Source organism: Magnetococcus sp. PR-3 (genome assembly GCF_036689865.1).
Classification (GTDB): Bacteria; Pseudomonadota; Magnetococcia; order Magnetococcales; family Magnetococcaceae; genus Magnetococcus.
On record NZ_JBAHUQ010000017.1, the window covers coordinates 23,039 to 49,924 of the forward strand.

Here is a 26,886-nt window from a genome sequence, read left to right on the forward strand (position 1 = left end):
GAAAGATCAAGTAAATCAAACTGATGTATGGCTTGAGCTGGTGGCATGCGGGGTGCTTTTTAAGGGCAGTAGTCCTCAAACCATCAATGAAAGAAATTTCAACAGGAGGAAGCGTAATGCTGCTGGATACCTACGACAACGAAGAGTTGCTGATCAACATCAATGTCAATGGCGTCACCAGTGATGGGGCCCAGCGGGCCTTTCGTGGCGACTTGGTTTTGATTGAGGGAGAGTTCCATGAGCTTTCCGGTAAGAAACTGGCTCCAAAGGCGGTTTTAAACGATGCCGTAATGCTCACCGATACGGACAAGATCAAGTTTATGGGGGGCTGCTTACGCAACTTGGATCTGCTGCCTGGATTTATTGAGAAGTATGGTGCTGCGTTGGCTGAGGAGTGTACTCCTATTCTCTATGTCAACAATCTGCGTGACAGTTTTATGGTGGATCTGGATGGTAAAAAATATGTTCTGATCGGGCTCGAAAAGGGCATGGTTTGGAACGAGTTGATGGAAGAGCTCTATCTGGAAAAGTCCGACTTTAAAGGTCAGGCCGGTGCCGATAAGTTGATTACCATGTATGACGGAGCCAAAGATTATAAGCCCAAATACCCGGAAACCCCCTTTACAGAAGTAAAGAGTAAAACTGTGGAGCTGGACGAAGGGCGTGGACCGGTATAACAGCCTGTTCATAGTAGGACCTGAAGCGTAAAAAATAGGTGTCTGTACCCTCTGGGTGCAGACACTTTTTCCGGGGGGGATAACCACTCATGATAAAGGCAAAATGATGTTTAATCTGACACCAGGGGCTGTGAAAGCGGCCAAACAGTTTATGCGTTTTTCAGAGGAGCCGGTCTTGGGCCTGCGTATTGGCGTAGGTGGTGGCGGCTGTTCCGGTTTTAAGTATGAAATTGAGCTTTGTAAAGCCGAGGAATCCGGTGATGAAATTATTGAAGTAGAGGGCGTGAAAATCTACTCCGACCCCACCAGCATACCCTACATCAAGGGGATGACCATCGATTTTAAAGAGACCGTGCTTGAAAGTAACTTTGTTTTTGATAACCCCAACGCGTCCAGTTCCTGTGGATGTGGTAACTCTTTTGATATTCATACCATTGAAGAGGTTAGCCATTAATCCTCTGCGTATCCTCCGTTGGATGCGAGAGCGTAAAACAGGCTTTATACGTTACGAAAAAACTAGATTCCATTTTCTCCAGCTTAGCCGCTCTGCACGTTCAGTAGAGTGGCCTTTTTTTGAAATGGTGTCCTCATGTGGATCTCCCCATGGATTGATGGCCCGATTTTTTTCTTGCTGACACCTCTGTTTACCTGGAGTGGTGCATTACTCTATCGGCTGGCATTACCTTCAGGAAAGAGCCATGTTTTGGCGATGCAGTTGGGTGGGGGAACCACCCTCTCTCTCCTGTTTTTCCTCTTCTGTTACCTGCTACTTATCCCCTATATATCGCCTGTTGCTGCTCTGTTGAGTGGTGTCGTGCCGTTGCTGGTTCTGGCACTGTGGCAGCGGAGGCAGGGGGAGGCGTTGCTAAAAGGGGTGAAAAAAGCCTTCTTCAGCCAGGGGGTGAAACAGCAGCTTTTGGGATCGTTTCTGCTGGTTATGTTCTGGGGAGTAGGGTTCTGGGCCGTAGCTCAGAACAGTGAACAGGTCCACCGTTCTACGCCCCAACTGCTGCAAAGTTACCCCCTCCTAGTGCTCTTGATTCTGGCCACCTGCTCTCAACTCTTTGGATTGTTGCGCTGGTTTGGCATCAAGGGGCGTCGGCAGTGGATGGGGTTGGCTGTTGTGTTGGGGGGGCAGAGTGCCCTCTCTGCTTTGCCCATCGTGTTGAGTGGGGATCAAATTGCTCTGTTTAGTGTGTATGAAAGCACAGTTTGGTTGGCCGTGAGCGGTTCAATTCTGCTGTTACTCCACCTTAATGGCACCCTTAGAGCAGGAGAGAGCCTCTCTCCGACACGCTTTATTTTGCCTCTGGGTATTGGCCTGTTCTGGGCGGTTTGGTTGCCGATGATGGGGTGGCTTTTCCTACCTGGGATCATACTCTTTATGGCCTGGATGCAGTTTCGTATCGGCTGGCCAAAACGATATACCATCTATTTTGGTATGCCGTTGATGACTCTGCTTATGCTCAGCTTCTGGGTACAGGCCCCCCCTTTGTTTATTCAGGTGGGGTGGGTATCTCAGCAGTCGGTGATGGGGGTTGGTCATACACCGCTCCCTGTAGAACAGCTTCAACAGACTTGGCAGTTTGGTCAAGCACAAGGGGCGCTGTATCATCTGGAGCATCAAGCCTGGATGGGAGTTAAAGCCCTGTTCTATCCCCTGGTGGGAATGATTTTAATGACCGTTTGGGTGCTGACGGGCCAGGAACATGCGTTGGGGCCTCCTGCTGAAGGTCGGTTGCTTGGGGCGCGGGAGGGGCCGTTTGTGGTGCTCTCTTTGGGACTTTTTCTCACCGCCTATCTGATGGTGCTGTTGACTCAGGGGGCGGATGGTAAAGAGATACTGGCCCTTTGGTTGCGGCCCGGTGTGGTGTTGGGTTTGTTGTTCCTGGTGGTGGGGTTGAAGCGGTTTTTGGCTGCCCTGCAGGGGTGGCATCGGGAGATGATGTGGGGGCTGTTGATGGTGGTCACTCTTTTTGGCCCCCTCTCTAACCTGCTGGCCCTGCTATACGATAGGTTGGTGAGCTGAAGCGTTTTCTTATTACAGAAGGCTCCAAGGCGTAGGCTGAAAAATCTTGGTTAAGGTGATCTCAATAGTCTGGTAGGCCCGGTCCAGCCCATTGTTGATCTCCTTCGTAGTGGCATAGTTGGGCAGGTTGGGTAGTTCAAAGGCGATACTTCGTGCATCCAGTTGGAATAGGACCCGTTCAAAATGGAGGTCCCGGTAGTGGGCAGTGATACGAAAACGGCGATGGCTCGCTTGCTCCATCTCTGCGGTGGCATCTAGCCGTTTCTCCCGCTCATCTGCAGTCAGCGAGGTCTGTTGTTCCATCAAGCTTTTATCGGTAGCTTTGGTTTTGTGCCAGTGTTTCTGCCACTGGGCATCATAACGCGGCAGTGAATAAAGTAGGTTGTTGTTTCTGTTCATACTACTCGGTATGGGCGGCTAGGGTGGCATCCATGACCTCCCCGTGGGTAGTAAACCTGCGGGGGCGTTGCTCACGCAAAAAAGTGATGATGGCTAGAGCGCTCCCCTGTTTGGAAACACAGCTGAGCATGGCACTCTAGGCTGGGAGTCGTTGATGATCTCCCGTATGTTCAGAAGGTGGCACAAAAACCGTTGATTCGCATCCGTTCCTGCTCTTTGGCAACGTGTTGGGTTAGCGGCTCTCCAAAATGTGAGGAAACTGGGCCATAAAGGTGCTCTCCTGAGCCTCCTGAAGGTCATGTGGGGGCTGAACAAATGGAGCATGCCTAGAGGAATCATCTTGGCTTCTCTCATGAGCGCTCTGCGGCCTGTTTGAGTACCTTGATAGATGGGTAAATCAATTCATCCCCGCGCTTTATGCACAAATTCGGTGGTTCCGAGGGCCCGTTTTTCTTCAAATCTCTTGATGATTCCGCGAGTACGCAGCACCGTCGCCTCATCTGGCGAACATCCTTGGTTGATGATCTCTGCCTGGGCCAGTGCGATACAGCCCATAGTGGTGAATCCCACTTTACGTAGCTTGGTGCTCCACAGGGTCAGGCCAGCCTTATCCTTATAATCCTGGTAGGTAAAGCCGATGGGTAGGAGATCCGCCCGGCGGCCGTCGAGAAGATACTTGGCCAACAGATAGTGAATGGTCGGGTTGTCCGGTTATAAGATGGATTGGGTCATATTCATGTCCGAAAGCAGATCCAGCATTCCCAGGTAGACGGCTGTAAAACGACTGTCGATTGTAAACCGAGTGATCTAATTCAGTGTCCGAGCGGTCTCTACAGTAAAATGAAGCTCCACCTCATCGGGGATTCTCTGAAGCGCCATGTGCAAACGCTCTTGATGATCTACCTTGGGTAGATGAAAGGCATGCGGTTTTAACTTCCGCAGTGCGCACAGATCTTTTAACTCCCCTTGCTCTAAGGGGTTAATGCGAATAACCGCACGATCCTGCAAGAGGGTGGGGTTCAGGGTGGCGAGCTTCTCTTTGATCAGGGTGCGGGCTACCTGTTTTTATCTCCAAGCCCATCTTCCCGATTGACCATGGCCTAATCTGGAAGATGGGCTGGGGAATCTTTTCCAAATACCTGGGCTTGTCGCCAGCGACCATCATCACACTGCGTACGGTTGATATCTATTTCTTCACATTGTGGGATCGCTTTTTGCACTGAATCCACCTGTGGTTCTGAATGAAAACATTTATGCCGCTAATGTATAAGAAATTTCAGACGCTTGTTGATGTTCTTGGGCAGGTTGTCCGAACAAGAATGTCGTGTTTCTAACAAGGTTGGTGAAGAGATGACAGCTCAGATGATGGTTTCTCATAACCGGTGGAAATCCATGATGGGCTGATGGAAGAGGCGATGGTTCAATTGGGAGAGCAACAGGTTGCTCAAGTGGTGTGGGCTCAGTCTGCAGTTTGGTCGCTGGCCAGGATGGGGGGCATGACACCCACCCAAGGAGCGCAAACCCTCACCTAGCCAAGCACACTACGTCGAGAGATGTTAAAGCTGACCTCTTGGGTAAAAAGTTGGAACCCTTATGAGGCGACCGTAGGGGCCGCTACCCTTAACGATTCTTTGAACCCTCTGCCCAAGGGAGCACAGCCCTTTGGCCAGGTGAGCTCGGCTAACCTCTCTCTATTTCATCATTTTCACCCCGCTTATTAAAGAAAGAGGGTGGTGGTGATTGGGGGTTGTCCTGGCTTGGACCCGTTGAAACCCGAGGGCGCATGGCAGGTGCTTGAGCGGCAACCAGGGTGTGGGGAATAACCTGATAGTACAGCAGAGTATCTGCTGTCGGAGGCCGAATGGGTCTTCATTACCGCCAGCAGTTTAATTCATAAAATCCTCCCCCATCTGCTGGCCTTGAGTCAAAATACGATTACGGCACTCATGGGGTCGACAACTCCGTAGAGTGTTCATTGTACCCAGTAGGGGGTGGGTTTTATTGCTGGGGTAGAGGTCTCCTTCCCAGAGCTGATGGTGTAGGTGGCGTCTGAGGAAGGAGGGATGCCGCTATTTGAGTAGGGGGTGACCGACCATCAGTGGGATGTTGGAGCCCCAGATATGGCCTTTGTGAAAGGGCAAATTAAACGGTGTTATGAGCAACGTGCAGCACTGAAAAAAGAGATGGCTCAGTGGTATGAGAAGGGAACAGGAAAGCGGTTTCCCCAGCGGGCAGAACTGGACCGGTTACAGCTTGCTTTCTCTGAGCTGGATATCCGTTACCAACGACAATGGGCCGCACAAAACTGAATGCTGGACGAGGGGTGAACAGTGTGAGTAGCCAGAGCGCCGTAAAGATGCGGCAACCCGAGTTAAATGACTATCAGAACCTGTTTAAGCTCTATCCCGATGTGGAGTTTTGGAAGCTGGATAGTCATCTAAAAGGGCAGGCAGATCCCTACCTGTTCCTTTTTCGGCAGATGATGGGGCTGATGGAGGAGGAGTCCCCCTTCAACCGCACCCTACCCATCACATTTCGTGAAACGGCCAAGCGGTATATGAAGGGCGACCCGGTGACCACCAAACATTTCAATGGACCAGAAAACCGTTACTTTCTCCTCTCCGACCTGAAAGATTGGCTACATCTGCAAGGGTAGTTGAGTGGAGAAGGATTACTGAAAGGGAGGAACCGTCAACAGTGATGAGGCAACACTTCCTTATGAGGCGCCCCTGTCAACCAAATTCCGGTGGGCTGTTTTCCATATTTCCATAGCCCACAGGAACCCCACAAATTCCCTCGGGGCTGTGGAGTTATGGGGAACAGCCCTGTGTGGGAACTCGGTATTGACGTAACCTTTTCTTATTCGTACGCCAAAGCACCAAGTACCCATTCGGTACGAAACGTGTGTTTTACTGGATCTCCCTGGCAAAGTATGCTGCGGTTTGTTTTGGGATGGCTTGCTCTTCTTTCAGTTTGGCGATCTCTTTTCTCAGTTTTTTATCTTTGTGCGGAAGCTTTATTATCTCGGGAGAGTAGCCAGCAGCTTTCCTTGCCTTAGTGTGTACTCGCCATTTGTAGAGATTCTATGGATTGACATCCAATGGCTTGGCAATCTCAAGTACCGATTGGTCGAAAGTGTTAACCAAGTCAATCGCTTGATCCTTGAAGGCCTGTGTGTATCATTTCAATCTTTGATTGCTCTTTAGGACACCTCTCTACGGGCGTATTATTCTCCCTCAGAACTGCTATTCATAGAAGTGTACTTCCCTCAAAAATAGCCTGACAACAGCAGCGGACATCATGGCTTTATTCAATAAGTTTGGCTTCTTTTTGTCTTCCTGTGAGATCCATCCGACCCTCTTTTATGTCAATAATAGAGTAAAGCGGTCAATCGTATATTTTATGAGAACACTATAGATTTATAATGTGTTGTCTATATGTGTGGTGTGTTGGCATTGTTGTTAGCAGCCCAAAGCGTTTTGTATAATGATCTGCAACCCGCTACTGGAAGTGGGTTGTTTTAGCAGTGCCGAATGAAGGGTGTCCCGCCGTTGTTTTCGATCTTGTGGATTTTCAATTAACTGTGTGACTTCCTTGGCCATGGTGATCTCATGATCAAAAATAGGGGCATCTGCAACTTGACCAAAAAACATGTGTGTATCAGGGCGGCGATAACTTAGAAGTGTTCCCTTCCACTTAATAATCTCTAATGTGCGGGGAAAAAAGCAGGTTTCAAAAGATGTAGAACCAAAATCAATGCTTATCGGTATTTGGTTATACAGGGCGTGTCGTTCAACCAACGCTTTAGGGTTGCCGCCTAGACCTTGTTCAATCCATGCATCTCCGTAGAGAAGTAGCCGATCTTCTAGCTGGCCAACCAATGCTTTGACAAAACGGCCCCGAGTCAGGCGTGCGTGATGATAGAAAAACCAGTTATGGAAGTGATCAAATGCTTTTAGGCTGTTCGGTGAACCATCTGGAATAATCTCTGACCAGAGATCTGTTGATTGATAGCGGCTAATGCTGGTATCTGCAACGCAGTATTGGGCAACCTCTAAAGCAAGTTGTTGTAGCTCTGGAGAACACGTGGGGGGTGTTTTTAGAAGGTCGCCAAGATAAACAACATCATAATCATTGACCTGTTTGTCATTAACAACCGCTTGTGAAAAGTTGATTTGACTGGGGGCAAAGTAGGAAACACGATCTTTCTGCAGCCATTGATAACGATAATCACCAGCCAGCATGATATCTAAGAGCGGCAGTGGTGCATAAATACCATTTTCATAGCCCAGTTTTTTATACTCCATGGCCGCAAAGGGGCATGGAATCCAAAAATATATACGCTGTTGTTTAAAAAAGGCATTACAGGCTTCCACCCCTTGGCGCCGCCACGGTTCGGGGATTTCTGAAACAGGGTGGCTCCAGGTAATATTTATTAGGGGAAAAGAGCCTTCAATACGATCTGCTGTTTTAGATACTTCTGGATTTCTGAAAAAATTGGCGCATAGGACCAGATCAATGGTCTGTGTATGGGAGTCTGGTACAGCAATATGCCCTTCACGTTTGAGTTGATCTTGCATAACCGCTGCATCAACACAATAGACATAGGTTTCAATACCGATGGCCACAAGTTGACTGGCAATAGTCCGGAAGGTCTCGTATGTACCGGATTCTAAGATTAAAGCTCGCATAAAATGAATACTTTCTAGAGATTGAGAAGGCAGGGGAAATCATTTTTTAACGCTATGTTTATCCGTCTACTGGCTTGGGTTCTGCGCTTAAGTGAGATGCGATCTCTGCCCAGGTGTTTTTAATGGTATTAAAGCGCTGAGACCATGACTGTTCATAATCACTAAAGCTCAAATGGTTAAACTGTTCGACCATCTGTCCATAAGTGTTGGCCATCTCTTCATACCGGTGTGGATTCGCGTTACGAACAATGGCTAGGCCGGATGGCGCTGTGGGCACCATGGTGATCTCAAGATCAGGTCTAAAATGCATAAGTGTGGGTATAAGTTTCCAGACATCTCCCGTCCAAAAACCAGAAATTCGATTGGGGTTTGATGTGACGGGGTCTAAGGGTAAGCAGTCGTGAATGCAAATGACGGTATTGGGGTTGGCATAACGCTCTACATGGATGAAATCTTTTAATACTTGTACATAAACATGGAGTCCATCGATAAAAGCCATATCCAAAGGACGATTTTTCAAAATTTCATTTAAATCATGCTGTTGAAAAAAAGCATCACTGGTTAAGTTGAAAAAATCACAAGAGGCCGCGATGGGTCGATTAACGGCTGGCTGAGGATCAATGGCTACCGCATCGGTTTCAGCTTGTACCCGGCAGAGTGACTCCCCAACTGAAACACCAATTTCCAAGTAGGTCTTGGGGCTTAATAGCTGATGAAGTTGAGCCAACCTTTCAAGATAGTTTTCACCTTTCATCTCCAGTTTAACCAGTGATTGAACCGCTTCATCTGACATCGGGTTGATCTGTAGCGCTGTACGATAAAGTTGCCGCGCCTCTTCATCTCGGTTCTGGGTTAAGGCTTTATCTGCGATGTGAAGAAGTAAATGCGCAAAGTCTTGCCGGCATGCATGATCACTGGGTTCCATTTGTAGGGCTTTTTTATACCAGGCCATCGCCTTCATTGAATCCTGATCTTGCGCGGCGATTTTCCCTTTAAGGTGGAAAAGACGACTTGGCGTGTCTGTCTCCGACTGCTCCAATACTGTGTCACAAACACGATCAGCCATACGATATTCACCTTGATTAAATAAGTGAAAAGCGTGTTCTAGGCTGGATTGCGTATTGGCGGGCTCAGTATTCATGATAAAGGGCTCCCGTAACATTAGAAGATAGGATGGCGCTGATATCCTCTTAGAGCCGCAAAGTTTGTGCCGATCGTACGGTATCGGTAGGTGAAAGAACCATCATAATGGTTGCCCTGATAAGAAAATGAATGGGGAAGGTTTGATAAGATTAGAGGCTTCAGTGTGTGCCTTAAATAGCTGATCACGGTTTTGAAAGTGCCCGCTTGTATGAGAGGTCTTGATGGTCGTAGGCGCTCGAGCATGTCGCTGGGTAAACCATCGTAACCAAGTATAGATTTGGTTGCTATGAAGATGTTTTTGATCGTAAAAAGCTAAGATTTTTAGTGTATTGTTGTGTGAATGTGTTGAGATTACAGGATGATAGAATGTTCTGTTTGGGCCGGGTATTTAGGGTGTTATGGTGTGCGAATGAAACGGTTCTCTCAAGCGGCAAGAGCGTAAGACGAGGCGTGAGCTGCTCGAGTAATGCGTAGGTTGCTCAAATTGGAGTGTTTATTAGGCTAAGTGCAAGCGTGTTGGCCTGTTTGCGTGAGACGATACATGATCACAGGGTAACCACGCGTGCCAGAAATAAGCTTCTTGAACCAAGCCGGATATGGGGCTTGGTGAGTACCATCTCTAATGGTGAGAGAAAAGAGTAGCTGAAAAAGAGTCAGGCTTTCTTATCAATACCCAAGGTGTCTTGAACAATATAGAGGGGGCGCTCTTTAACTTGTCGGTAAATTCTTGCCACATAGAGGCCTTGGATGCCGATGGTAAAGAGAATAAGGCCGCCCAAGAACAAAACCGTGGCCATTATGGCTGGCCAACCAGGCAGATGCATATCAAAGAAAAGTCGAGTGATGATGATATAGAACAGATAGAGAAAGGCCGATGCAGAAACCAGCATGCCCATGAAAAGTGAAAAATAGAGGGGAATGGAGGAAAAAGAGACAATGCCGTTTACAAAAGCACGGATGGGATTACGCGAAAAGACAGGAAAGTGTGTCTCCCCCGAAAAACGTGCATCACGATCGTAGTAGATGACTTCCTGACGGTAACCGACCCAGCGAACAAGCCCTCGCATAAAGGGGTCATCCTCTTTGAGTTCCAAGAGCTTATCAATCACCCGTCGATCCAGAAGTTTGAAATCTCCGGTGTTCATTGGTATCTCAACATCTGAGAAATAATTGATGATCTGATAGGCTTTTTTGGTTGCCCACAATTTAAAGCGACCTTCGCCGTGGCGCTTAAGGCGTGTGGTGTTGACCACATCGGCACCTGACCGCCATTTTTCAATCATTTGAGGAATAAGTTCTGGGGGATCTTGCAGGTCTGTATCCATATAGACCACGGCATCCCCTTGGGTATAGCTGAAGCCAGCCATGACACACTCTGCAACCCCCCAACGGCGGGACATGTTGACGACCTTAATCCGAGAGTTCTCCTTGTTGGCTTGTTCAAGTAGAGCCAGTGAGTTGTCGGTGGAGTCATCATTGACAAAGATCAGCTCATAATCACAAGCCAGTGGAGCAAACGTATCATCCAGTCGTTTGAGTACGGTAGGGATGTTGCTCTCTTCATTGCGGAAGGAGAAAACCACGGAGATAACGGGGTTCTCTTTGCGGGGGCTTGGATCAGTTAAACTGTTCATGGTCTGCCGTGGGTCGCTCGATTAAAGGGGCCGATGACCCAAAAACCGTCACCTGCAAGAAGGGTGATTGTAATCAACGGGGCTTCCTCAGGTCAAGTTGGCACCTGGGAAACCTGCCCTGTCCTTAAAAGGTTAGATTTTAAGGTGTCCGGGTCAAGAGTCGCTTCTCATCCCGCATCCTGCTGTATCAAGAGGGGTGTGCAACAGCAGTGGGGTTTGCCTGGTGCCACGCAGGATTTCCACGCTGTCCCTAAATGGTGAGATCTTCAGGTGTTCGGGTAGAACCTCGCCTCTCATCCATTATCCTGTTGCTTCAAGGGGGTTATGCAACAGGCTGTGGGGTTTGAATGGTCACACCAAGGATGTTGGTACCACTCTTACGGCCCCAGAGTACATTTTTCTTTACATACTCTTTAAGACCTTCAGGGAAGCTTCTTGCCTCAATCTCCATACTCATGGATGTGGCCTCTAAAGCAACGGGATCTGGCGTGAGCATTCGTTCAAAATAACGGGGAATATTGTGGTTGAACGACAGGCTACGGCTGGCTGGTGCTGTCAGTGTGGGTAAACGTGCGCGTTGATAGGTCAATACTTCCTGTAGCACAGGTTTATTGACCGCGAGCCCAGCCTCCTCAAGCATGTCGCAGGTCAGTTCATAAAGCTCTTCATAAAAGCGCGGTGCTTCTAGGCAAGCATGAACAAAAGCAACCTCTTCAGGTTCCCAGTAAATCTCACCGTAGTCAGGGGCGAGCACACCCCGCCCTCGACCCGCAACCAGATGGCTTAGATGATCACGGAAGAAGCTCAGCTGTTCATGAATAAAGCTACCGGGTTTGGCCCGTTGCATAAGTTGAGAAATCATCTCTTGATAGCTGTAACCATACTGATCATGGAGGTAGAGCATCCAAAAAAAGCCTGATTTCATGCCATGTAAGAACATGGTGGTCCAGTTGAAAATAACCGCTTCGCACCAATCTTTATGGGGCATGGCACCACTGCCAACAATAACTTCATGGTATTCGGTGACCAGAGAGCTCTCACGAATGGAGCCATGGATTTCTGTGACAGGTAAACGGAGTTTTTGAATACCAAAACGCTTTTGGTACGCCGGGTCGCCTAGTTCTGTATTGTTATAAATTTCACAGAGATAGAGAAAGAGCTGGTTTTGCATGCCAGATTGCAAAATACTCTCAATACCTGCTTTCCAACTGTTAAGCGTCTCTCCAGGTAACCCCAGGATCATTTCTGAGTAGACGGGTACACCCGCTTCGTTAAAGCGACTCTGTAGCTTGCTAAAGGTGGAGAGTTTGATGTTGCTACGATTGATGAAATCCAGGGTTTCCTCATTCATGCTTTGAGGAGAGATGGTGATCCCTTTTTCCAACTGATATTTATGAAAAAGTGTGGCGACAGAGTAGATCTTCTCATCGGTATTTTTACCGTAACAGGTTCGGAATTTCTCTGGATAGCCACTTTTTTCTTTGGTCTGGGCAAGAAATTGGGCGATCTCTTGATCCCGTTTGTGTGAGCCAAAGTTAGAGTCTGCATTAAAGACATAGCGGATCTCATGATCTGCAATCCACTGCACCTCTTCACGTACCCGATCTAAGCTGTGGAAGCGATACTTTGCCGCCAACCCCCCTTTACCCCAGTTGCAGAAGGTGCAGCCAAAAGGGCACCCTCGGTTGGTCTCAATAATGGCCTGAAACTCAATTTGCGGATTGTTCTTAATCAGGGGTTCAAACACACCACTTAAATAGGCGGAAGGATAATCATCCAGATCTCGGCTGATGGGGGTGCGCTCGGGCTCATGAATGATCTGCCCTTTGTCATTGCGCCAGGATATGCCTTCAATCTGTTCAAAGTTTCTACCCTGTAAATAGCGCTCTAAAACGGCAACAAAGGTCTCTTCCCCTTCACCACGAACCGTCATGTCTACAAAGGGGTTCGCCGCAAAATAGTCATCGTCATTATGGGGAATTTGTACACCGCCAAAGATAACCAAACAGTTGGGATATTTGGCTTTAATAGCGCGGGCAACCTCATTGCTAAGCTGTTCGTTCCACATGGAAACGGAAAAGGCCGCGACCGCCGGTTCTTCCACCTGATCCAAACTGTTTTCCAGCGTGTCGATATGAAAGTGTACCGGCATAAATTGGTAGTGTTCGGCGACACTTGTATTGGCTTGAACCTGCGCCTGCAAAATACCGCTCACCAAGGGTAAAAAGGTGATGTTACCAATGAGAATATTGAACTCAAATAGATAGATTTTACGTGGCATAACACACCTCAAAGCACCCTTTAGCGGGATTTAAGCAGCGCCTTAACGCGCTCTTCACCCATACCGTTACGACGATGCAGCTCTTCTCTAGGGGCAAACACAAACTGATGAACGTGGGGGAAACCTAAATGATTCACTTCCGCTTGTAACCCATGGTTCTGCTTAAGCTGGTCTAAGACCGTATCCAGACTGCCACACCCCAAAAAGCCTTCATGCAAAGTGACCCAACGCTCATATTTACCCAAACATTGGGCCAGGGCCTTACCATCAAGCTCCCGCCCGAGCTGAAAAAGGTCAATCATGCCGATGGACTCATCCGCCAACTGCTGTATAAGACGGTGACCTTTTTGGCTGGTAAAGCCTGTTGTGATCAATGCCGTATGGCTCCCTGGAACAATTTCACAAAAGCCTTGTTGCCAATGAAGTTGTTGGGCCAAACCGGGAATAGGGGCATGGCCTTTACCATCCAAACGGACATATTTGGGGTAGGGCGCTGTAGCTGCAAAGTCGGGAAACTGCTGGGCACATTGCCAATCTGCCGGAGATACAATGGCCACATTAGGTTGGGTTTGCATGGCACCAATATCGTCCAGTGCATGATGAGATGGACCAGAAATATCGTAACTGATACCACCCCCCACACCCAGCATGTTGACGTTTAGATCACGAAAAGCGGCCGCAATGGATAGGTTGTTACGAATCTGTTCCAGTGCCCGAAGGTAGAATGGTGCAATGGCCAGGGTGTAGACGGTATACCCCTCCATAGCCAAACCTGCGGCAATGGCGATTAGGTTTTGCTCGGCAATGCCCACATTAACAAAACGGTTTGAAAAATCCTGACGAATTTTATCCAGTGCAGGAGAGCCCATATCCGCAGAGAGAAAAAAGATTTTTTCATCCGTTTTCATCTGGTTGTGGACTTGGGTGATCAACGTATCACGCATGGTTTTAAGGTCAGACATGATTATTGATCCCTTTCCAAGGCTGTAATGGCCTCATCCACCTGCTCTGGGGAGAGGGAGAGAACATGGCTGAGCTCTTTACCCATTAAAGCTTCAACACCGTAGCCTTTGATGGTCTCTAAAACCAGGGCGCGGGGTTGACCATTGTTGGGTTGGCGCCAAACCTGTTGTAGATAGCTGGCAATGGCCTGTACATCGTGCCCGGGGCAGGTTGTGGTGTCCCACCCAAAAGCGGAGAGCTTTTGGGCAAACGGGGTGGGGGTGAAGAAATCTTTTTGAAACCCCAGCATCGATTGCTTGTTGTCATCCACCACCAGAAGCATATTATCGAGCTGATGTTTGGGGGCGAGCATGACAGCCTCCCAAATAGAGCCTTCATTCATCTCACCGTCGCCACACAAAATACAGACCTGAGCAGGGTTGTTTTGGTGTTTAAGCGCCATAGCCATACCCAAGCCAAGACCAGGGCCATGACCAAGAGCGCCATGGGTGCTCTCAATGCCTGGAACCCCAGCGTCGGGGATAACCCCTAAGAAGGAGTCTTGTGTGGAGATGTTCTCCAGTTCACCAGCCTCATAAAAGCCACGATCAGCCAGAATGGGGTATAGGCTTACCACACCATGGCCTTTGCTCATGATCAGCCGGTCTCGTTGTTCCCAGAGAAGATTATCAGGGTCGACCTGTAAGGGGCTGTTGTAGTAAAGCGCAACCAAAAATTCGACCGGAGAAAGCGAAGACGCAATGCGTGTGCCTGGGGCTCTCTTATGCAGCAAGAGCGTTTGTTCTCGCACCTCACGGACTTTGTTTGACAGGTTGTTTTCAGATGTCATGGCGGGCTCCTCTACCCCAGGTTGGGCCAGCCTTCCGGCATGGGGGTTTCATCCAACAGGCGTCGTTTTAACTTGATCTTGACCATCTCTTGCATGGCATGGCGGATGTCTGAACCAAAAGTTTGGCCCACCATGTTTAGATAATTTGGGTCTGTAAAATAGGCATCGAAGGCATAGTCCCTAAAGCCTAAAATCTCTGCGGCAGAGAGTTGGTCATTGGCTAAAGGTTTGGTGTCATAGGCATGTTGTGAATAGTGGTGCCACTGTTCCGGCAGGTCCAACCCCTGGTCCACCGCATTACGGTACAGCTCTGATCCTGGGTAGGCCATGGCGGAGTAGAAGTTGGCAAATTCACAGTTGAGCTCTTTGGCCATGTTCAGGGTTTGGTGCATGCTCGGTAGGGTCTCATCCGGCAAACCAAAAATATAGTTGCCCAGTACATAGATACCACTACTTTGAATACGCTTAACCACATCCATGATGTCATGGCTGTTCAGGCTTTTTTCTGCACCATCACGCACAAAATCACTGGCACTTTCAATGCCCAAAGCCAGCCAGCGGAAGCCAGCTTGGCGCATTTTATCCAACAGCTCGGGGTAGGCGGTATCCACACGGGCATAGGCCCAAATGTTTAGATCATAGTCTCGCTCAATCAGTAGATCACAAATTTCCGTGACATGACGTTTGTTCAAAACAAACATCTCATCGGCAAATTTAATGTTACGGATCTGATAGGTCTGTACCAGATGATCAATCTGTTTGACCACCTGTTCCGCAGGCCACATACGGTAGGAGGGCTGACCAAAAGGGGCGTTAATACAGCAGAAATTACACTTAAAGGGACACCCCAGGGTCGTGTAGAGGGAGACATAGGGCTGGCGATTTTGTAGATCATCAAAGCAGTGCCAGTTATGGGCCCGGTAGCGTGACATCTCCAGCAGATCCCACGCAGGTTCCATCATCTCTTGCCCCAAGGGTTGCATCAATGGGGCTTGCTTGGAGGGGGGGCATACCTCGCCCTCATCATCCCGATACCATAAGCTGCCGACACCTGCCGGACTTTGGCCAGATTTTAAGGCTTGAAGGGTTTCCAGAATGGTCAGGGGGCCTTCACCCGAGCAGACATAATCAATGGGTTCTTCCTGTAAAGTCCGGTGGGGTAGGGCTGCGGGGTGGGGGCCGGTCATCATAATGGGTAGGTTGGGCTGAGACTCTTTCAGACGTTGAGCCACCGCTCTAGCCGCACTCATGGTTTGAGTCGATGCCGATGGCTGAAAGCCGTAAACAGGAATGACAACCAGGGTAGGGCTATAGAGCTCCGTCAGGGTGGTCACAGCCTGTTGGGCCGACTCCATACGTGCAGGGATGTCATAAATCGCTACCGACAGGCCCTTTTTTTTCAAAAAACCGGCAAACAAAGCCGCCAGAATGGGGGGCTCTACCGCACTCAGATTATTACCCAGATCCTGATAAACCTGTTTTCGATCGCCAGGGTGGATTAATAGCACATCTATGGAGTTGGCCATCACCAAATTTACCTTAATCTAGGGGTGCTCGAGAAGGAGATACTCTCTTCCATGAGACACCATGGAGGAAGGTGAGTTTCTCTACACTTCTTTAATGGATCAGATTTCATTAAGAAAACGGCAAAGATCATCAATACGGTCAGGCTCTAATGAAGGGTAGTTGCCAATATAGTAAGCGTAAAAGTGGACATGCTCTACATGGGGATACGCCAACCAGGCTTCGGCTGGAATATGTTCACGCAGGTAGGGTTGGCGTAACTGGTTTCCCCCACCCGCACTACCACGGCGGAACTCAATATTGGCTTGGCTCATGGCCTTTTCCAGTCGGTTCCGCAAAGCATCGTCTGCATCCTTAAGGATCAGATTAAACGCATAATTGCAGCTACCTTCCAGATCAAAATCTGTACGGTAGCGTTGGCTGTCCAGTTGATCGAGAAAACGGGTAAAATTCTCTGTACGTTTGGCATTGTTGGTATCCAGTCGTTTTAATTGACTGCGCCCCAAAACACCGCCGATTTCGGTATTGCGTGCGTTATATGCAGGCATGGCAAAGATAAAATCAGGGGAGAGATCGGGGTGTTTGCTTGCCCATTCATCGCGGGTTTGTGCATTGCGCATCTCACGGACCATGCCGTGTGAGCGCAGGGCGCGGATGGTGTCGTAAACCTCATCATCATTGGTGCAGACCATGCCCCCCTCAATGGTGCTCATGTGGTGGGCAAAGTAGTAACTGAAGTTGGAGGCTAAACCAAAAGAGCCCAGTTTCTGCCCTTTAAAGGTGGCCCCATGAGACTCACAAACATCCTCAATTAAGGGAATGTTGCGCGCTTTTAGTACCTTTAACAGCCGATCGCTTAGACCGTTAAATCCCTGAACATAGGTAATAAAGACAGCTCGGGTTTGATCGTTCAATTGAGCCAGAACCTGATCTTCATCCATACACAAATTACGGGGGTTAATGTCTACAAATACCGGGGTGAAACCGTGCATTAAAACCGAAGAGATATCAGAAACCCAGGTAAGGGTAGGAACAATGACCTCGCCCCCTCCATGTAGATGCTTAATCGCGGCCATGGTAAGCATGTTGGCGGATGCGCCTGAGTTAACAAAGACGCTGTGTTTAACCCCAAGCCATTGGGACCACTCCTGTTCAAAGGCTGCTACCTGTTGAGATTGGGTAAGGCGCGGGTTGCTCTGTAAAAAGGTGATCAGAGCATCCAGATCTTGCTGGATGATGTTGTTATCCATCAAAGGCCAGTTCAGGGTCACGCGTCTTCTCCTACCGTGAAACAACTTGATAAAGGGTCGTGTGGCTATTCAATAATTACCAATAAAGGCTTGTGTTGAATAGGGTTATGCCGCTTCTTTTTGCAGATAGAGCAAAATCATCATCATGGTCACAGCGTCCTGTATGCCATCAGGTCGGGCCATTAAGCCTACTAACTCTTTTTGGTCCATCCATTTTCCTTGTCCCAAACCGGGCTCCTGGGTATCGGTTGGAGGACCCACATGGGTACAGTTTTTTGCCACAAACATGGCAATACGACCATTTACAACACCGGGGCAAGGGGCGGTCTCTCCCAGGTTGATCAGATCTTTGGGGTGGCACTCAAGACCTGTCTCTTCGCGCAACTCCCGGTGTGCAGCAAGGTGCAGGGCCTCATTCTCCATAAACCCCCCGGGTAACTCCCACCCCCATTTTTTGATGGGGTGGCGATAGATACGTAGCAGAAAAAACTTTCCTTCCGCTTCCGGTAAGATCATGACGCCGGTCAGCCCTTCAGCATTGCTTTGCTGGGGTTCGACCACCAGATAATCATTGACCCGGTAGCCATCCTCTTGCACCAGCGTATCGGCATGGATATTAAAACGGCTGTTCTCAAAGACCGATCGACGTGCCGTACATTGGAAAGGAGGTGGTTTATTCATGGTGGCCCTGTTTAAACGCCACAGTTAACGGCCGATTGGCGTTCGGGATCATAAGCGACCACCTGCGACCCGCCATGATCGATGGCACAGTCCACATGAATTAACCGGGAGAGCCGTTCACACACTTTGCGTCTTAAAGAGGGGTGAACAATAAAGACCATAAAGCCACCGGCCCCCGCTCCCATCAGTTTACCACCACTGGCTCCAGCGGCAATGGCCTCTGCATAGATCTCATCAATCAAGGGGTTGGTGACGGCATCGGAGAGAGAGCGCTTTAGCTTCCAGCTTTCGTTAAGTAAAGTGCCAAAATTCTCAATGGGTTGATTCTGGTCGTTTAAGATAGAGAGCGCCTCATTAACCATGCCATGCATGGTGGTGAGCTCGTCTTGCCGTTTATCAAAGTTGGCGATTTTTTTACCGGCAACATTGGAGGCAAAGCGCTGAATACCTGTAAAAAACAGGATAATGGAGGACTCCAGTTCCTGATAACGATCCGCCGATAGAATGACTGGGTTGACCGAATAGTCCCCCCCTTTTTCAAACTCAATGTGGTTAAAACCACCCCAAGCTGCAGCCAGTTGATCCTGACTACCAACATTCTCTTTAAGCACATTCTGTTCAATATTGATCGCCTCAGCCGCTAAGGTGCGGTTGCTGATCATCTTACCTTGCAGGGCGTAAATGGCCTTAAGAAAACCCACTGTAAACGATGAGCTTGAGCCCATGCCGGAGCGGGCTGGAAGATCAGCGTCGTGATGGATCTCTAGGCCGCTCTCAATATTTTGCTGCAACATAATGGCCCGAACCACGGGATGTTGAATCTGCTCGGCATGATCCACCAGCTCTACTTTGGAGTAGACCACCCGATGTTTATGTTCAAAAAAAGGTGGCAGGTGGCGAACCGTTAAATAGCAATAACGGTTGATAGCCATGGAGAGTACAGCGCCGCCATGTTGGTTGTACCAGGCTGGATAGTCTGTACCACCACCAAAAAAGGAGACGCGAAAAGGGGTGCGGGTGATGATCATGGCGCGATCTCCATATAGCGTGCAAGCTGCGGCTGGCGTTGGGCAAAAAAGGTTTGAGCCACTTGGTAGCTCTCAGGGGTGCCAAAGTCGATAAAGGGGGCTGAGATAGGTACCCCATGGATGGCATGTTCGGGCAGGGTAGTAAAAAAGTCATGCTCAATAGAGCTGCCTAGGCTATCTGCCAGTAGCTGACGGGCTTGGGGCTCTAAAATATAAAGGCCTGCATTGATCAGCCCAGAGTGCCCCTTGGCGTGTGGATTTTTTTCCGCAAACTGAACCACACGGTTTTGGTCATTAAGTACAACCTGGCCATACCGGCTGATATCCTCAACTTCCACGCAAAGCATGGAGATGCTTGCACCTGAACGACGGTGCTGGGCATAAAAATGGGCCAGATCGGCATCGGTGTAGCTGTCCCCATTCATGATGGCCAAGGGGGTGCCACTGGGCAGCGCTTGCATGGCCAGACGAATGGCCCCTGCGGTCCCCAAAGGCTCTGCCTCAATGACGGCATCCAAGGTTAAATCCGCGGGTTTGCTCAGCTGTTGTAGGGCGGTCTCAATGGCGTGGGCTTGATACCCTAGGGCAAACTGAACATGGCGGAAACCTGCGGGATAGAGCCACGCGAGCAGATGCTGCAAGTAGGGTTGACCATCAAGCGGTGCCAAGAGTTTTGGCACCTCACCCAAGACACCACGTATACGGGTGCCTTTGCCCCCAGCCAGAACGATCATGGGCAGTTCCTGCAACGAGCTTTCGTTGTCAGGTCGGTACGCTTTAGACATTGGTATAGCGTGTGTTGCGGATCATGGTATAGCCCTTGATCAGCTCTTTAATACCATCTTGCAGGCTGTAGTTGGGGGACCAGCCTGTGGATTCAATTTTTTCATTGGAGACGATATAGTCTCGTTTATCGGGATCTTCTCCAATGGGGGCTTCTAGATAGACAAACTCCTGAAGCTGTTTTTGAATCTCCTGGCACAGCTCCAGCTTAGAGAGGTTGGCGTCGGACAGACCCACATTAAAGGGGCCGCCGCGCATGCTCTCAAACTGATCCAAACCATGCATGAAAACGCGGGTTACATCCCGGACATGGATGTAGTTGCGCTTAAAATGAGACTCAAACAACACCACGGCACGATCGTACACCGCACGGTAGACAAAATCGTTAACCAGCAGGTCAATCCGCATACGGGGGGCCATGCCAAAAACAGTGGCCAGACGGAAGCTCACACTGTTCTCTCGCTGCAAAATGGCATCCTCAACCTCAACCTTGATCCGCCCGTAGAGTGAAATGGGGCGCAAGGGTGAAGTCTCATCACAGAACTTATCCTTCTCACCAATGCCATAACCGGAGTTGGTAATGGGCATAAGAATGCGCTGCTGCTTACTCATATGGCGGATCATCATCAGTACACTGTCACGGTTAACCGTGATGGTGCCTGTCTCATCTCTGGCACACAGCGGGGCACCGACCAAGGCGGCTAGAGGAATAACCACATCAAAGTCAGCAATGATGCTCTTAATCAGGTTTTCATCCCGCACATCACCATGCACCACTTGAAAGTTGGGGTGGGCACATTGAGGGTTTAACGAGGCTTGCTGGAACATAAAGTTATCCAGCACGGTCACCTTATGCCCTGCCGCCAAGAGTTCAGGGACCATGATGGAACCCAAATAACCTGCACCACCGGTCACAAGAATAGAGAAGGCTTCACTCATTACGGTTAAACTCCCAAATAAAATGGCCCTCTAGGCCTAAGCAGGTTTTCCAACAGCGACTGATACCGTCTGCGCGATCGCCTTGGTCCCCTATGTTTGGTTTGATCAACGGATGTACCGTGCATCTGTCTTGAACAGCAGGTTTTATGCCACGCCGGTATGGGGCTAAGGTTGTTTGTGCCAAGAGAGCCGACCAGCATAGGTATAGCCCTCATCATTGAACACTTCTACCTGTGTAGCTTTTTGATTATGCACAAGAAGTTCAGGATCAAAAGTGTATCTGATGGGCGTTGTATCTTTCGTGTTATAGCTGGGGGATTCAATAAGAATACCCTGTCCCCAGGGCCAGCGTAATGCACCTGGATTGCCTGCCCTGACCCCAACAAGTGTATTTCCTGCCTCTGTACTGTGTAGCATCCAACGTTTTCCCTGCGCCCAATCCGCTTGGGAAATTTCAAGGTGTGTGGGCTGCTCGGAATGAACAAGATGGTCTCGTTTTTTATCTGGCGAGCCTTCTGGCCACACGCTTACACGGCTCTCCCCGGATCTACTTTGGATGCTAAGGTAGACACGCTCACTATGATTGGCCTTAGAGGGCTCAATGATAATAGGGTGTGTGGTGATCTTTAAGCCGTTCTGCCCATTTTTGGCGATGGGATTGAGCCGGATAAAATGCGTGACCTGGCTGAGCCGCTCAAGATACGTATGTTTCATATCTTCTGAGCGGTGCAGATAGGCAGCCAGGACCCCACAATCTTCGGCACCATGTAACATGGAGCTGCCCATAACCAGCAAATTATCGTAGTAAATACGGCCACATGCTTGCTGCGTGTCGGCCGTAACCTGTGCCACCTGTTTTGGCTCAAACAGATAGTTATACCGTTTGGCCTTCATATCAAAAATGGTGGATTGGTAACTGATCCCCAGATAGGTAGCGTGTAGTAGGCCTGCCGTGCAGGCCAGAGCTAAGAGCAGTCCGGCGGCTTTTAACGGTCTGTTTGGCTGCGGTGTGGTGGCACGGAAACGGTTGTAGCCCACAAGTGCCAAATAGCAGAGCCCCCCAATCAGCCAAATGGCAATGGGGGCGAAGAAGCGGGGAAACACAAAGGTCGCATAGCCATCATACACAACCATTAGGGTGCTTAGGGCCGCACCTGTGATAAAAAATAGAACGGCTAAGCTACGTAGGCGATGCCGCGGCAGTAACCACAGCAGCAAGATCAATAAAGCCAATAAGCCCCACTTGCCCACCACAAAATGGGCCATCCAGTCCCGAATAACGGAAATGGCACCTTGTAGGTTCTCCATCACCTTGCTCATGAACAGAGGGTGTGTCACGGGAAGGGAGGGGATCGAGGCCCCTGTGATGGGGCGATCCAATAACCGTGGGGTTAAAACCACCAGTAGAGGCGCCAAGGTGGCGGTGGCCAGGGTATAGAGTGTTGTCTTAGATAAGTTGATGGGGTTAATGAACAGATAGCTGGCCATTAAGATCGCACTAAGAACCATGCCAACGGGCATGTGCAGCAGGCACATTAACCAGCAGAGGAGTGGTAGATGCCACCCCACGGCTTTTCCCTGCTCCAATAGGCGAGCAAGCCCATAAAAAAACAGGCCAAAAACAGCTGTACTGGCCACCGTTCCCATTAAACTGGGTAGCGTGGTTCCTAACATCAGGGCAATAGGGATGGGGGCAATCATGGCCACACCGGCCCCCCATTGCGCCCGTAAAAAATGAAAAAGCCCCCAAGTAAACAGCAGCAAAGCCAGTAGATGGGTGAGCTGAAAAGCGCGCCACCAATCCATACCAACCCCATGTAGAGCCGTAATGATGACCGACTGCAAAGGGGTGTAATGGGGGAACATAAAAGCTTTGCTCACCCCTTTTTCTGCCTGAACTTGGGGATCTGATGTGGGTTCATTGACCTGTTGCAGTACATCTTCCATGGCCACACAATCCTGGGTGGGGCACTCGGCAAGATGTAATGAACGTTGCAAAATACCCATCACATCATCCCCTTCAATGGGGTAGAAGGGCAGTGATAGGCTGGCATAAAAAAAGACCGTGAGATTAAGCAGCAGAAAAAATGCAGACCCTATCCACCATAACCGTGGTGACATGGCTAAGGTTTGGGTGGTAATTGGTGTGTGATTATGGTTTGGCATGGTCAACGGCTCTCTTTTGCTAGCCTATTGAAAAGGATAGTAAATAGCAGTTTTAGGCGGTCTTTTTTATGGTCTCTGGATCATAGCATGCCCACTAAAGGGGGGGAAGGTCTGGGTATCGGCCAGATCTGGGCAAGGGGTCCTGGTTTTTGTGTATGGGTAGTCCCTGCCTTGGGCTTGGGTGATATGCTACCCTGGCTCAATGATTCAGTATCCGAAGACCTGGATAGGCTTTTTCCGAATCAAATAATTAACCCATTCGTTGTAAGGATGAGATGGATGCAGAACGCCACCAAAATTGTTTTACTCATTATGTTGGCCAGTGCGCTTCTGCGGCTATTGGGCATAACGTGGGGTGTACCCTTTTTTGATGACTACTCTTGGTATTACCATCCAGATGAAGGCAAAGTGACCAGTGGCGTGGTGCATTTTCCACGAGATATCTTGATCCGGGAGACCTTTAAGTACCCAACCTTCCTTCAATATTTTACAGGGCTCATCACACTGCCAGTACATGCGGTAACCAGTGTTTTTAACCTGGGTTGGGATGCTTGGGTTGCTTCTGCAACCTTGGGGGCTAGGCTGGTTACCTTAGCGATGGGGGTGGGGACAATGTTTCTCACCTACCGTATTACTGAGCGGCTGTTTAGTGCCAAGACCGGTGTTTTGGCGGCTCTGCTGCTTGGTTTTTCGCTCTATCCGGTACAAAACTCCGCTTGGGCGTCGACAGATGTGGTAAGTGGTTTTTTCCTGGCGTGGTTTTTCTTACAGATCATACGTTGTCATGACCAAAATTGGTCACGGCGCACCTGTCTATGGGCTGGGGTGTTGTTAGGGGCGGGCATTGCCTCAAAATATACGGTGGCATTGATCCCTGTGGGCGCTGTCTTTATCTATCTTTCAGCCGGTTGGTTGGGGGCCAGAAGTGGGCAAGAGAGCTTGGGTGGTTTTTTCAAACGTACCCAAGGCAGTGTGCTGGCGGCGATCATCGGTACGTGTGTGACCTTTGTGCTGTTTGTCCCTGCCATCGTTTTAAAACCCATGAAGGTTTGGTCCTCCATACAATATTTGGCGGATGAGCATGCCCCGCGCCATGGTTCTTTATGGGATATCCAGGTTTGGATAAAGAGTTGGACCACCATGACGGATGCCATGGGCTGGCCCATGATGGTGCTCTTTGTGGTTGGGGTTGCTGTTGTTCTTATGAGACCCCGCCGTTTAGAGCTGGGTTTGCTCTTTACAACACTGTTCTTGTTGGCGTTTTTCGATCAAAGCCTCTCCACGCGCTATGTCATTATGTTTAGCCCCCTGTTGGTGATCTTCGCTGCGCGAGGCGGGGAGGCCATCATGGCCCAGAGTGTTGGTTTGGATAAACCATGGGTGGGCTATGCGGTTGTCGGTGGGGTGGTCATTTTCTCGGTCTTGAACTGTGTGTCTGGGGCGATTATGCGCCATGGGGATGCCCGAATTGAGGCGCTACGCTACATCGATCAGCAGATCCCCGCACAAGCGACGGTAGGGTTTAACTATCTCACCCCAAGGTTTCGCAATACACACCCATGGAAATTTCCTCATCTGCCAACTTTGGGAAGAGAGTGGACTGAGATTTTAGACAAGCCAGAGTATGTGGTTGTTCATCATCCCAACCGGGATCGGGTGCTCTCAAAATTTCAACGGGAGAACTATTTTTCAGCCCCCTATACGGTCAAGCCTGAGTTTTACAAAGAGTGGTACCGGATGACTCCGCCCACACCAGAGCTCTTTGCCTTTTACGAGCGGCTGTATGATCCCCGCCAGTCAGAGTATCAATTGGTACAAACGTTTACAGCCACACCTTCCTGGCTATGGCAGGCACCGATTGAGTTTCGATCACCAGGTATCGCCATCTATAAGCGTAAAGGGTAACCGTTAAGGGCAGGGGGGCGCCACAGCATAGGCTTAAGGCCGAAGTGGAGATCTGTAGATCAATGGGGCTCTGCTTTGGCTGAAAAGAGGCTTTTTAGCGCAAAAGAGGTTAAAAAAAACAGCCCAGCACACAAAGCGGTGCTGGGCTGTTTATGAATCTATGCGCGCCTTTGGAACGTTTAGTGGGCTTCCCCACCTTCATGATATTCCGCATCAATATTGACATTCCATGGATCCAACTGCTTCTCTCCCATGGCAATGCGTGCACCGATTAGGCCCGTCATCATGGCGTGGTCCTGATTGTTGTACTTAAACATGCCCGAGCGACCAATGGGAACTAGGTTTTCCATCTGCCCCAGCCAGCTACGAATGGTGTCAATATGGTCCTGGTAGCCTTTGCGGATGACCGGGTAGGCTTTGGCATTGCGTTGCACAAAACCATCCACCACCTGGTTGGGCTTGATCAGGCCAATACGCACCATCTCTTCGGTGGCCAACTCAATGAGTCTACGGTCATCTTGTTGCCAAACGGCATCATGAGAAAAGCAGAAGTACTCAACCGTTAAAGGGTTGATCTCAGCTCTGGGTGACATGTCTGGTGAGAAGTTTCTATAGTTGGCAATGCGGGCCATGGCAACCCGGCTATCGTGAATATAGATCCAGTTATCTTTAAATAGCTGGCCTTCTACTTTGAGGTTTACCCCAATGTGATTGCGGTAGGCCAAGGATTGTGCGGCTTGCAGAACCTCCGGGGGTGGTTCTGGGGAGAACATAGCCAGCATCTCCGTCAATGGGGCACTGCTTAAAAAGAAGTCCCCGGCGATCTCTTGTTCACCATCTGGGGTATCACACACCAGGGCTTTGACTTTAAAGCCATCCCGGATGATGCGTTTGGTCGTATGTTGTAAGTGCACCCCTCCACCATGGTGTGAGACATGGTCGGCCATGTTTTCATACACCTGACCAGCACCTAGACGGGGATAGATAAACTCATCCACCAAGGTTTTGACCTGCCCCTTTTGGGCGTTTTGAAACAGTGCATTTTTAATGACGGTGAGCAGGTTTAGCCCCTTAATGCGCTGGGCTGCCCAATCTGCGCCAATCTCTTCACAGCCAATGCCCCATACTTTTTCTGTATAGGTTTTAAAGAAGGTCTCGAACAAGCCGCGGCCAAAGCGGTTGACCACCCAATCTTCAAACGTTTTGATCTCTTGGGGGGAGACACGGTCTTTAATACGTGCATAAGCATAGCTGAGCATAATATGCGCGCTTTTGGTGGGGTTCATGCCCGTCAAAGCGTTCATCGCTGTCAGCGGATAGTTGAAAAAGGTATCCCCATAAAAAATACGGGTTAGGCGAGGGACGTGAATAATGCTGTCACCCCCCATATCCACAAAAAGCTGGTGGACCTCTTGATTCCGCGTAAAAAAGCGGTGTGGTCCAATGTCGTATCGGCAGTCATCATGGCGCAGGGTTCGTGAGAGCCCGCCAGGAATATCCAGACGTTCCAATACCACCGGCTGACCGCCACGTTTTTGTACTTCCTGGGCGGCAGCCAGTCCAGAGGGACCTCCTCCGATGATCACAACGGTGCTCATGAAATATACGCCCCTCTTCATTGCCAAAGGGTGGTTTGGCAAACTACGGTCACTGATAAGATTAAAGACTCGCTGAAATATCGCAAATTCCAGGCCGTATGAACCATAACTTAGAATTTGCAAGATGGTAGCATGGATACACGCAGTGGGAAAGTCAGGGTGTGGTCTTTCCTACGTGATGAAAAACCTTGTATAGAGACACCGTGTATACCAAGAGCGGGTGTCGATGCGACAGCTACTTTTTAGGGGGGGTAAGCCGATGGTTTAGGCTGGTTGTACTGTCGTTGGGGTGGGGGGAAGTGCGGGTAATGCTCTGTTAACGCTTTATATTTTTGTGTGTCTTAAAATAGGTCCGCTGTTTCAAGC

General features: G+C 49.4%; 24 protein-coding genes and 1 pseudogene. 8 read left to right on the top strand and 17 right to left on the bottom strand.

Annotated elements, in window-relative coordinates; translation table 11 throughout:
• The first annotated feature begins 116 nt into the window (after positions 1 to 116).
• The 3 genes from V5T57_RS11345 (at position 117) to V5T57_RS11355 (ending at position 2,706) form a co-directional block, all read left to right on the top strand.
• On the top strand, positions 117 to 677 hold the full coding sequence (locus tag V5T57_RS11345) for a hypothetical protein (protein ID WP_332891331.1): 561 nt from the start codon (positions 117 to 119) through the stop codon (positions 675 to 677).
• 103 nt (positions 678 to 780) lie between these two features.
• Complete coding sequence (locus V5T57_RS11350; RefSeq protein WP_332891332.1) at positions 781 to 1,131, top strand: HesB/IscA family protein; 351 nt, start codon at positions 781 to 783, stop codon at positions 1,129 to 1,131.
• A gap of 135 nt (positions 1,132 to 1,266) precedes the next feature.
• Positions 1,267 to 2,706, top strand: coding sequence for a hypothetical protein (locus V5T57_RS11355; protein WP_332891333.1), 1,440 nt, complete (start codon positions 1,267 to 1,269; stop codon positions 2,704 to 2,706).
• 12 nt (positions 2,707 to 2,718) lie between these two features.
• Here V5T57_RS11355 and V5T57_RS11360 read toward each other — a convergent pair whose 3' ends face one another.
• From V5T57_RS11360 to V5T57_RS11370, 3 genes are all read right to left on the bottom strand, one after another.
• Complete coding sequence (locus V5T57_RS11360) at positions 2,719 to 3,105, bottom strand: hypothetical protein (protein WP_332891334.1); 387 nt, start codon at positions 3,103 to 3,105, stop codon at positions 2,719 to 2,721.
• Positions 3,106 to 3,507: 402 nt separating this feature from the next.
• Positions 3,508 to 3,789 (bottom strand): aldolase/citrate lyase/malate synthase family protein, encoded by a 282-nt coding sequence (locus V5T57_RS11365; RefSeq protein ID WP_332891335.1) that lies wholly within the window; start codon positions 3,787 to 3,789, stop codon positions 3,508 to 3,510.
• 123 nt (positions 3,790 to 3,912) lie between these two features.
• A complete protein-coding gene (locus V5T57_RS11370) occupies positions 3,913 to 4,113 on the bottom strand; it encodes an aldolase/citrate lyase/malate synthase family protein (RefSeq protein ID WP_332891336.1) in 201 nt (66 codons plus the stop codon).
• A gap of 374 nt (positions 4,114 to 4,487) precedes the next feature.
• Between V5T57_RS11370 and V5T57_RS11375 the strand changes: the two genes are divergently transcribed.
• The 4 genes and pseudogenes from V5T57_RS11375 (at position 4,488) to V5T57_RS11385 (ending at position 5,761) form a co-directional block, all read left to right on the top strand.
• A complete protein-coding gene (locus V5T57_RS11375) occupies positions 4,488 to 4,637 on the top strand; it encodes a hypothetical protein (RefSeq protein WP_332891337.1) in 150 nt (49 codons plus the stop codon).
• 303 nt (positions 4,638 to 4,940) lie between these two features.
• Positions 4,941 to 5,072: pseudogene (locus V5T57_RS20945) on the top strand (Rossmann-like domain-containing protein); the annotation flags it as partial.
• A gap of 153 nt (positions 5,073 to 5,225) precedes the next feature.
• Positions 5,226 to 5,414, top strand: a complete 189-nt coding sequence (locus V5T57_RS11380) for a hypothetical protein (protein ID WP_332891338.1) — start codon at positions 5,226 to 5,228, stop codon at positions 5,412 to 5,414.
• 23 nt (positions 5,415 to 5,437) lie between these two features.
• Positions 5,438 to 5,761: a hypothetical protein gene (locus V5T57_RS11385; protein ID WP_332891339.1), complete on the top strand. Its 324-nt coding sequence runs from the start codon at positions 5,438 to 5,440 to the stop codon at positions 5,759 to 5,761.
• 805 nt (positions 5,762 to 6,566) lie between these two features.
• Here V5T57_RS11385 and V5T57_RS11390 read toward each other — a convergent pair.
• From V5T57_RS11390 to V5T57_RS11450, 13 genes are all read right to left on the bottom strand, one after another.
• Positions 6,567 to 7,796: a hypothetical protein gene (locus V5T57_RS11390; RefSeq protein WP_332891340.1), complete on the bottom strand. Its 1,230-nt coding sequence runs from the start codon at positions 7,794 to 7,796 to the stop codon at positions 6,567 to 6,569.
• A 58-nt stretch (positions 7,797 to 7,854) separates the two neighbouring features.
• Positions 7,855 to 8,937, bottom strand: coding sequence for a class I SAM-dependent methyltransferase (locus V5T57_RS11395; protein ID WP_332891341.1), 1,083 nt, complete (start codon positions 8,935 to 8,937; stop codon positions 7,855 to 7,857).
• A 655-nt stretch (positions 8,938 to 9,592) separates the two neighbouring features.
• Positions 9,593 to 10,573: a glycosyltransferase family 2 protein gene (locus V5T57_RS11400; protein ID WP_332891342.1), complete on the bottom strand. Its 981-nt coding sequence runs from the start codon at positions 10,571 to 10,573 to the stop codon at positions 9,593 to 9,595.
• 322 nt (positions 10,574 to 10,895) lie between these two features.
• Positions 10,896 to 12,854 (bottom strand): B12-binding domain-containing radical SAM protein, encoded by a 1,959-nt coding sequence (locus tag V5T57_RS11405; protein WP_332891343.1) that lies wholly within the window; start codon positions 12,852 to 12,854, stop codon positions 10,896 to 10,898.
• Positions 12,855 to 12,874: 20 nt separating this feature from the next.
• Positions 12,875 to 13,816 (bottom strand): transketolase C-terminal domain-containing protein, encoded by a 942-nt coding sequence (locus V5T57_RS11410; RefSeq protein ID WP_332891344.1) that lies wholly within the window; start codon positions 13,814 to 13,816, stop codon positions 12,875 to 12,877.
• A 2-nt stretch (positions 13,817 to 13,818) separates the two neighbouring features.
• Positions 13,819 to 14,646 (bottom strand): thiamine pyrophosphate-binding protein, encoded by an 828-nt coding sequence (locus V5T57_RS11415; RefSeq protein ID WP_332891345.1) that lies wholly within the window; start codon positions 14,644 to 14,646, stop codon positions 13,819 to 13,821.
• Between the two features lie 11 nt (positions 14,647 to 14,657).
• Positions 14,658 to 16,172, bottom strand: a complete 1,515-nt coding sequence (locus V5T57_RS11420; protein ID WP_332891346.1) for a B12-binding domain-containing radical SAM protein — start codon at positions 16,170 to 16,172, stop codon at positions 14,658 to 14,660.
• A gap of 99 nt (positions 16,173 to 16,271) precedes the next feature.
• A complete protein-coding gene (locus tag V5T57_RS11425; RefSeq protein ID WP_332891347.1) occupies positions 16,272 to 17,441 on the bottom strand; it encodes a DegT/DnrJ/EryC1/StrS family aminotransferase in 1,170 nt (389 codons plus the stop codon).
• An 84-nt stretch (positions 17,442 to 17,525) separates the two neighbouring features.
• Positions 17,526 to 18,101, bottom strand: a complete 576-nt coding sequence (locus V5T57_RS11430) for an NUDIX hydrolase (RefSeq protein ID WP_332891348.1) — start codon at positions 18,099 to 18,101, stop codon at positions 17,526 to 17,528.
• Positions 18,102 to 18,112: 11 nt separating this feature from the next.
• Positions 18,113 to 19,129: a GHMP family kinase ATP-binding protein gene (locus V5T57_RS11435; protein WP_332891349.1), complete on the bottom strand. Its 1,017-nt coding sequence runs from the start codon at positions 19,127 to 19,129 to the stop codon at positions 18,113 to 18,115.
• The gene (locus V5T57_RS11440; RefSeq protein WP_332891350.1) at positions 19,126 to 19,863 is read right to left on the bottom strand and encodes a sugar phosphate nucleotidyltransferase; all 738 of its coding nucleotides are present in this window, start codon (positions 19,861 to 19,863) and stop codon (positions 19,126 to 19,128) included. The genes V5T57_RS11435 and V5T57_RS11440 overlap by 4 nt, the downstream gene beginning before the upstream one ends.
• A 43-nt stretch (positions 19,864 to 19,906) precedes the next feature.
• Complete coding sequence (locus V5T57_RS11445; RefSeq protein ID WP_332891351.1) at positions 19,907 to 20,851, bottom strand: NAD-dependent epimerase/dehydratase family protein; 945 nt, start codon at positions 20,849 to 20,851, stop codon at positions 19,907 to 19,909.
• A 165-nt stretch (positions 20,852 to 21,016) separates the two neighbouring features.
• Complete coding sequence (locus tag V5T57_RS11450; RefSeq protein WP_332891352.1) at positions 21,017 to 23,017, bottom strand: hypothetical protein; 2,001 nt, start codon at positions 23,015 to 23,017, stop codon at positions 21,017 to 21,019.
• 279 nt (positions 23,018 to 23,296) lie between these two features.
• Between V5T57_RS11450 and V5T57_RS11455 the strand changes: the two genes are divergently transcribed.
• A complete protein-coding gene (locus V5T57_RS11455; protein ID WP_332891353.1) occupies positions 23,297 to 24,922 on the top strand; it encodes an ArnT family glycosyltransferase in 1,626 nt (541 codons plus the stop codon).
• A 179-nt stretch (positions 24,923 to 25,101) separates the two neighbouring features.
• On the opposite strand, the gene V5T57_RS11460 is transcribed toward V5T57_RS11455, so the two are convergent.
• A complete protein-coding gene (locus tag V5T57_RS11460) occupies positions 25,102 to 26,520 on the bottom strand; it encodes an FAD-dependent oxidoreductase (protein ID WP_332891354.1) in 1,419 nt (472 codons plus the stop codon).
• Positions 26,521 to 26,886: the final 366 nt, after the last annotated feature.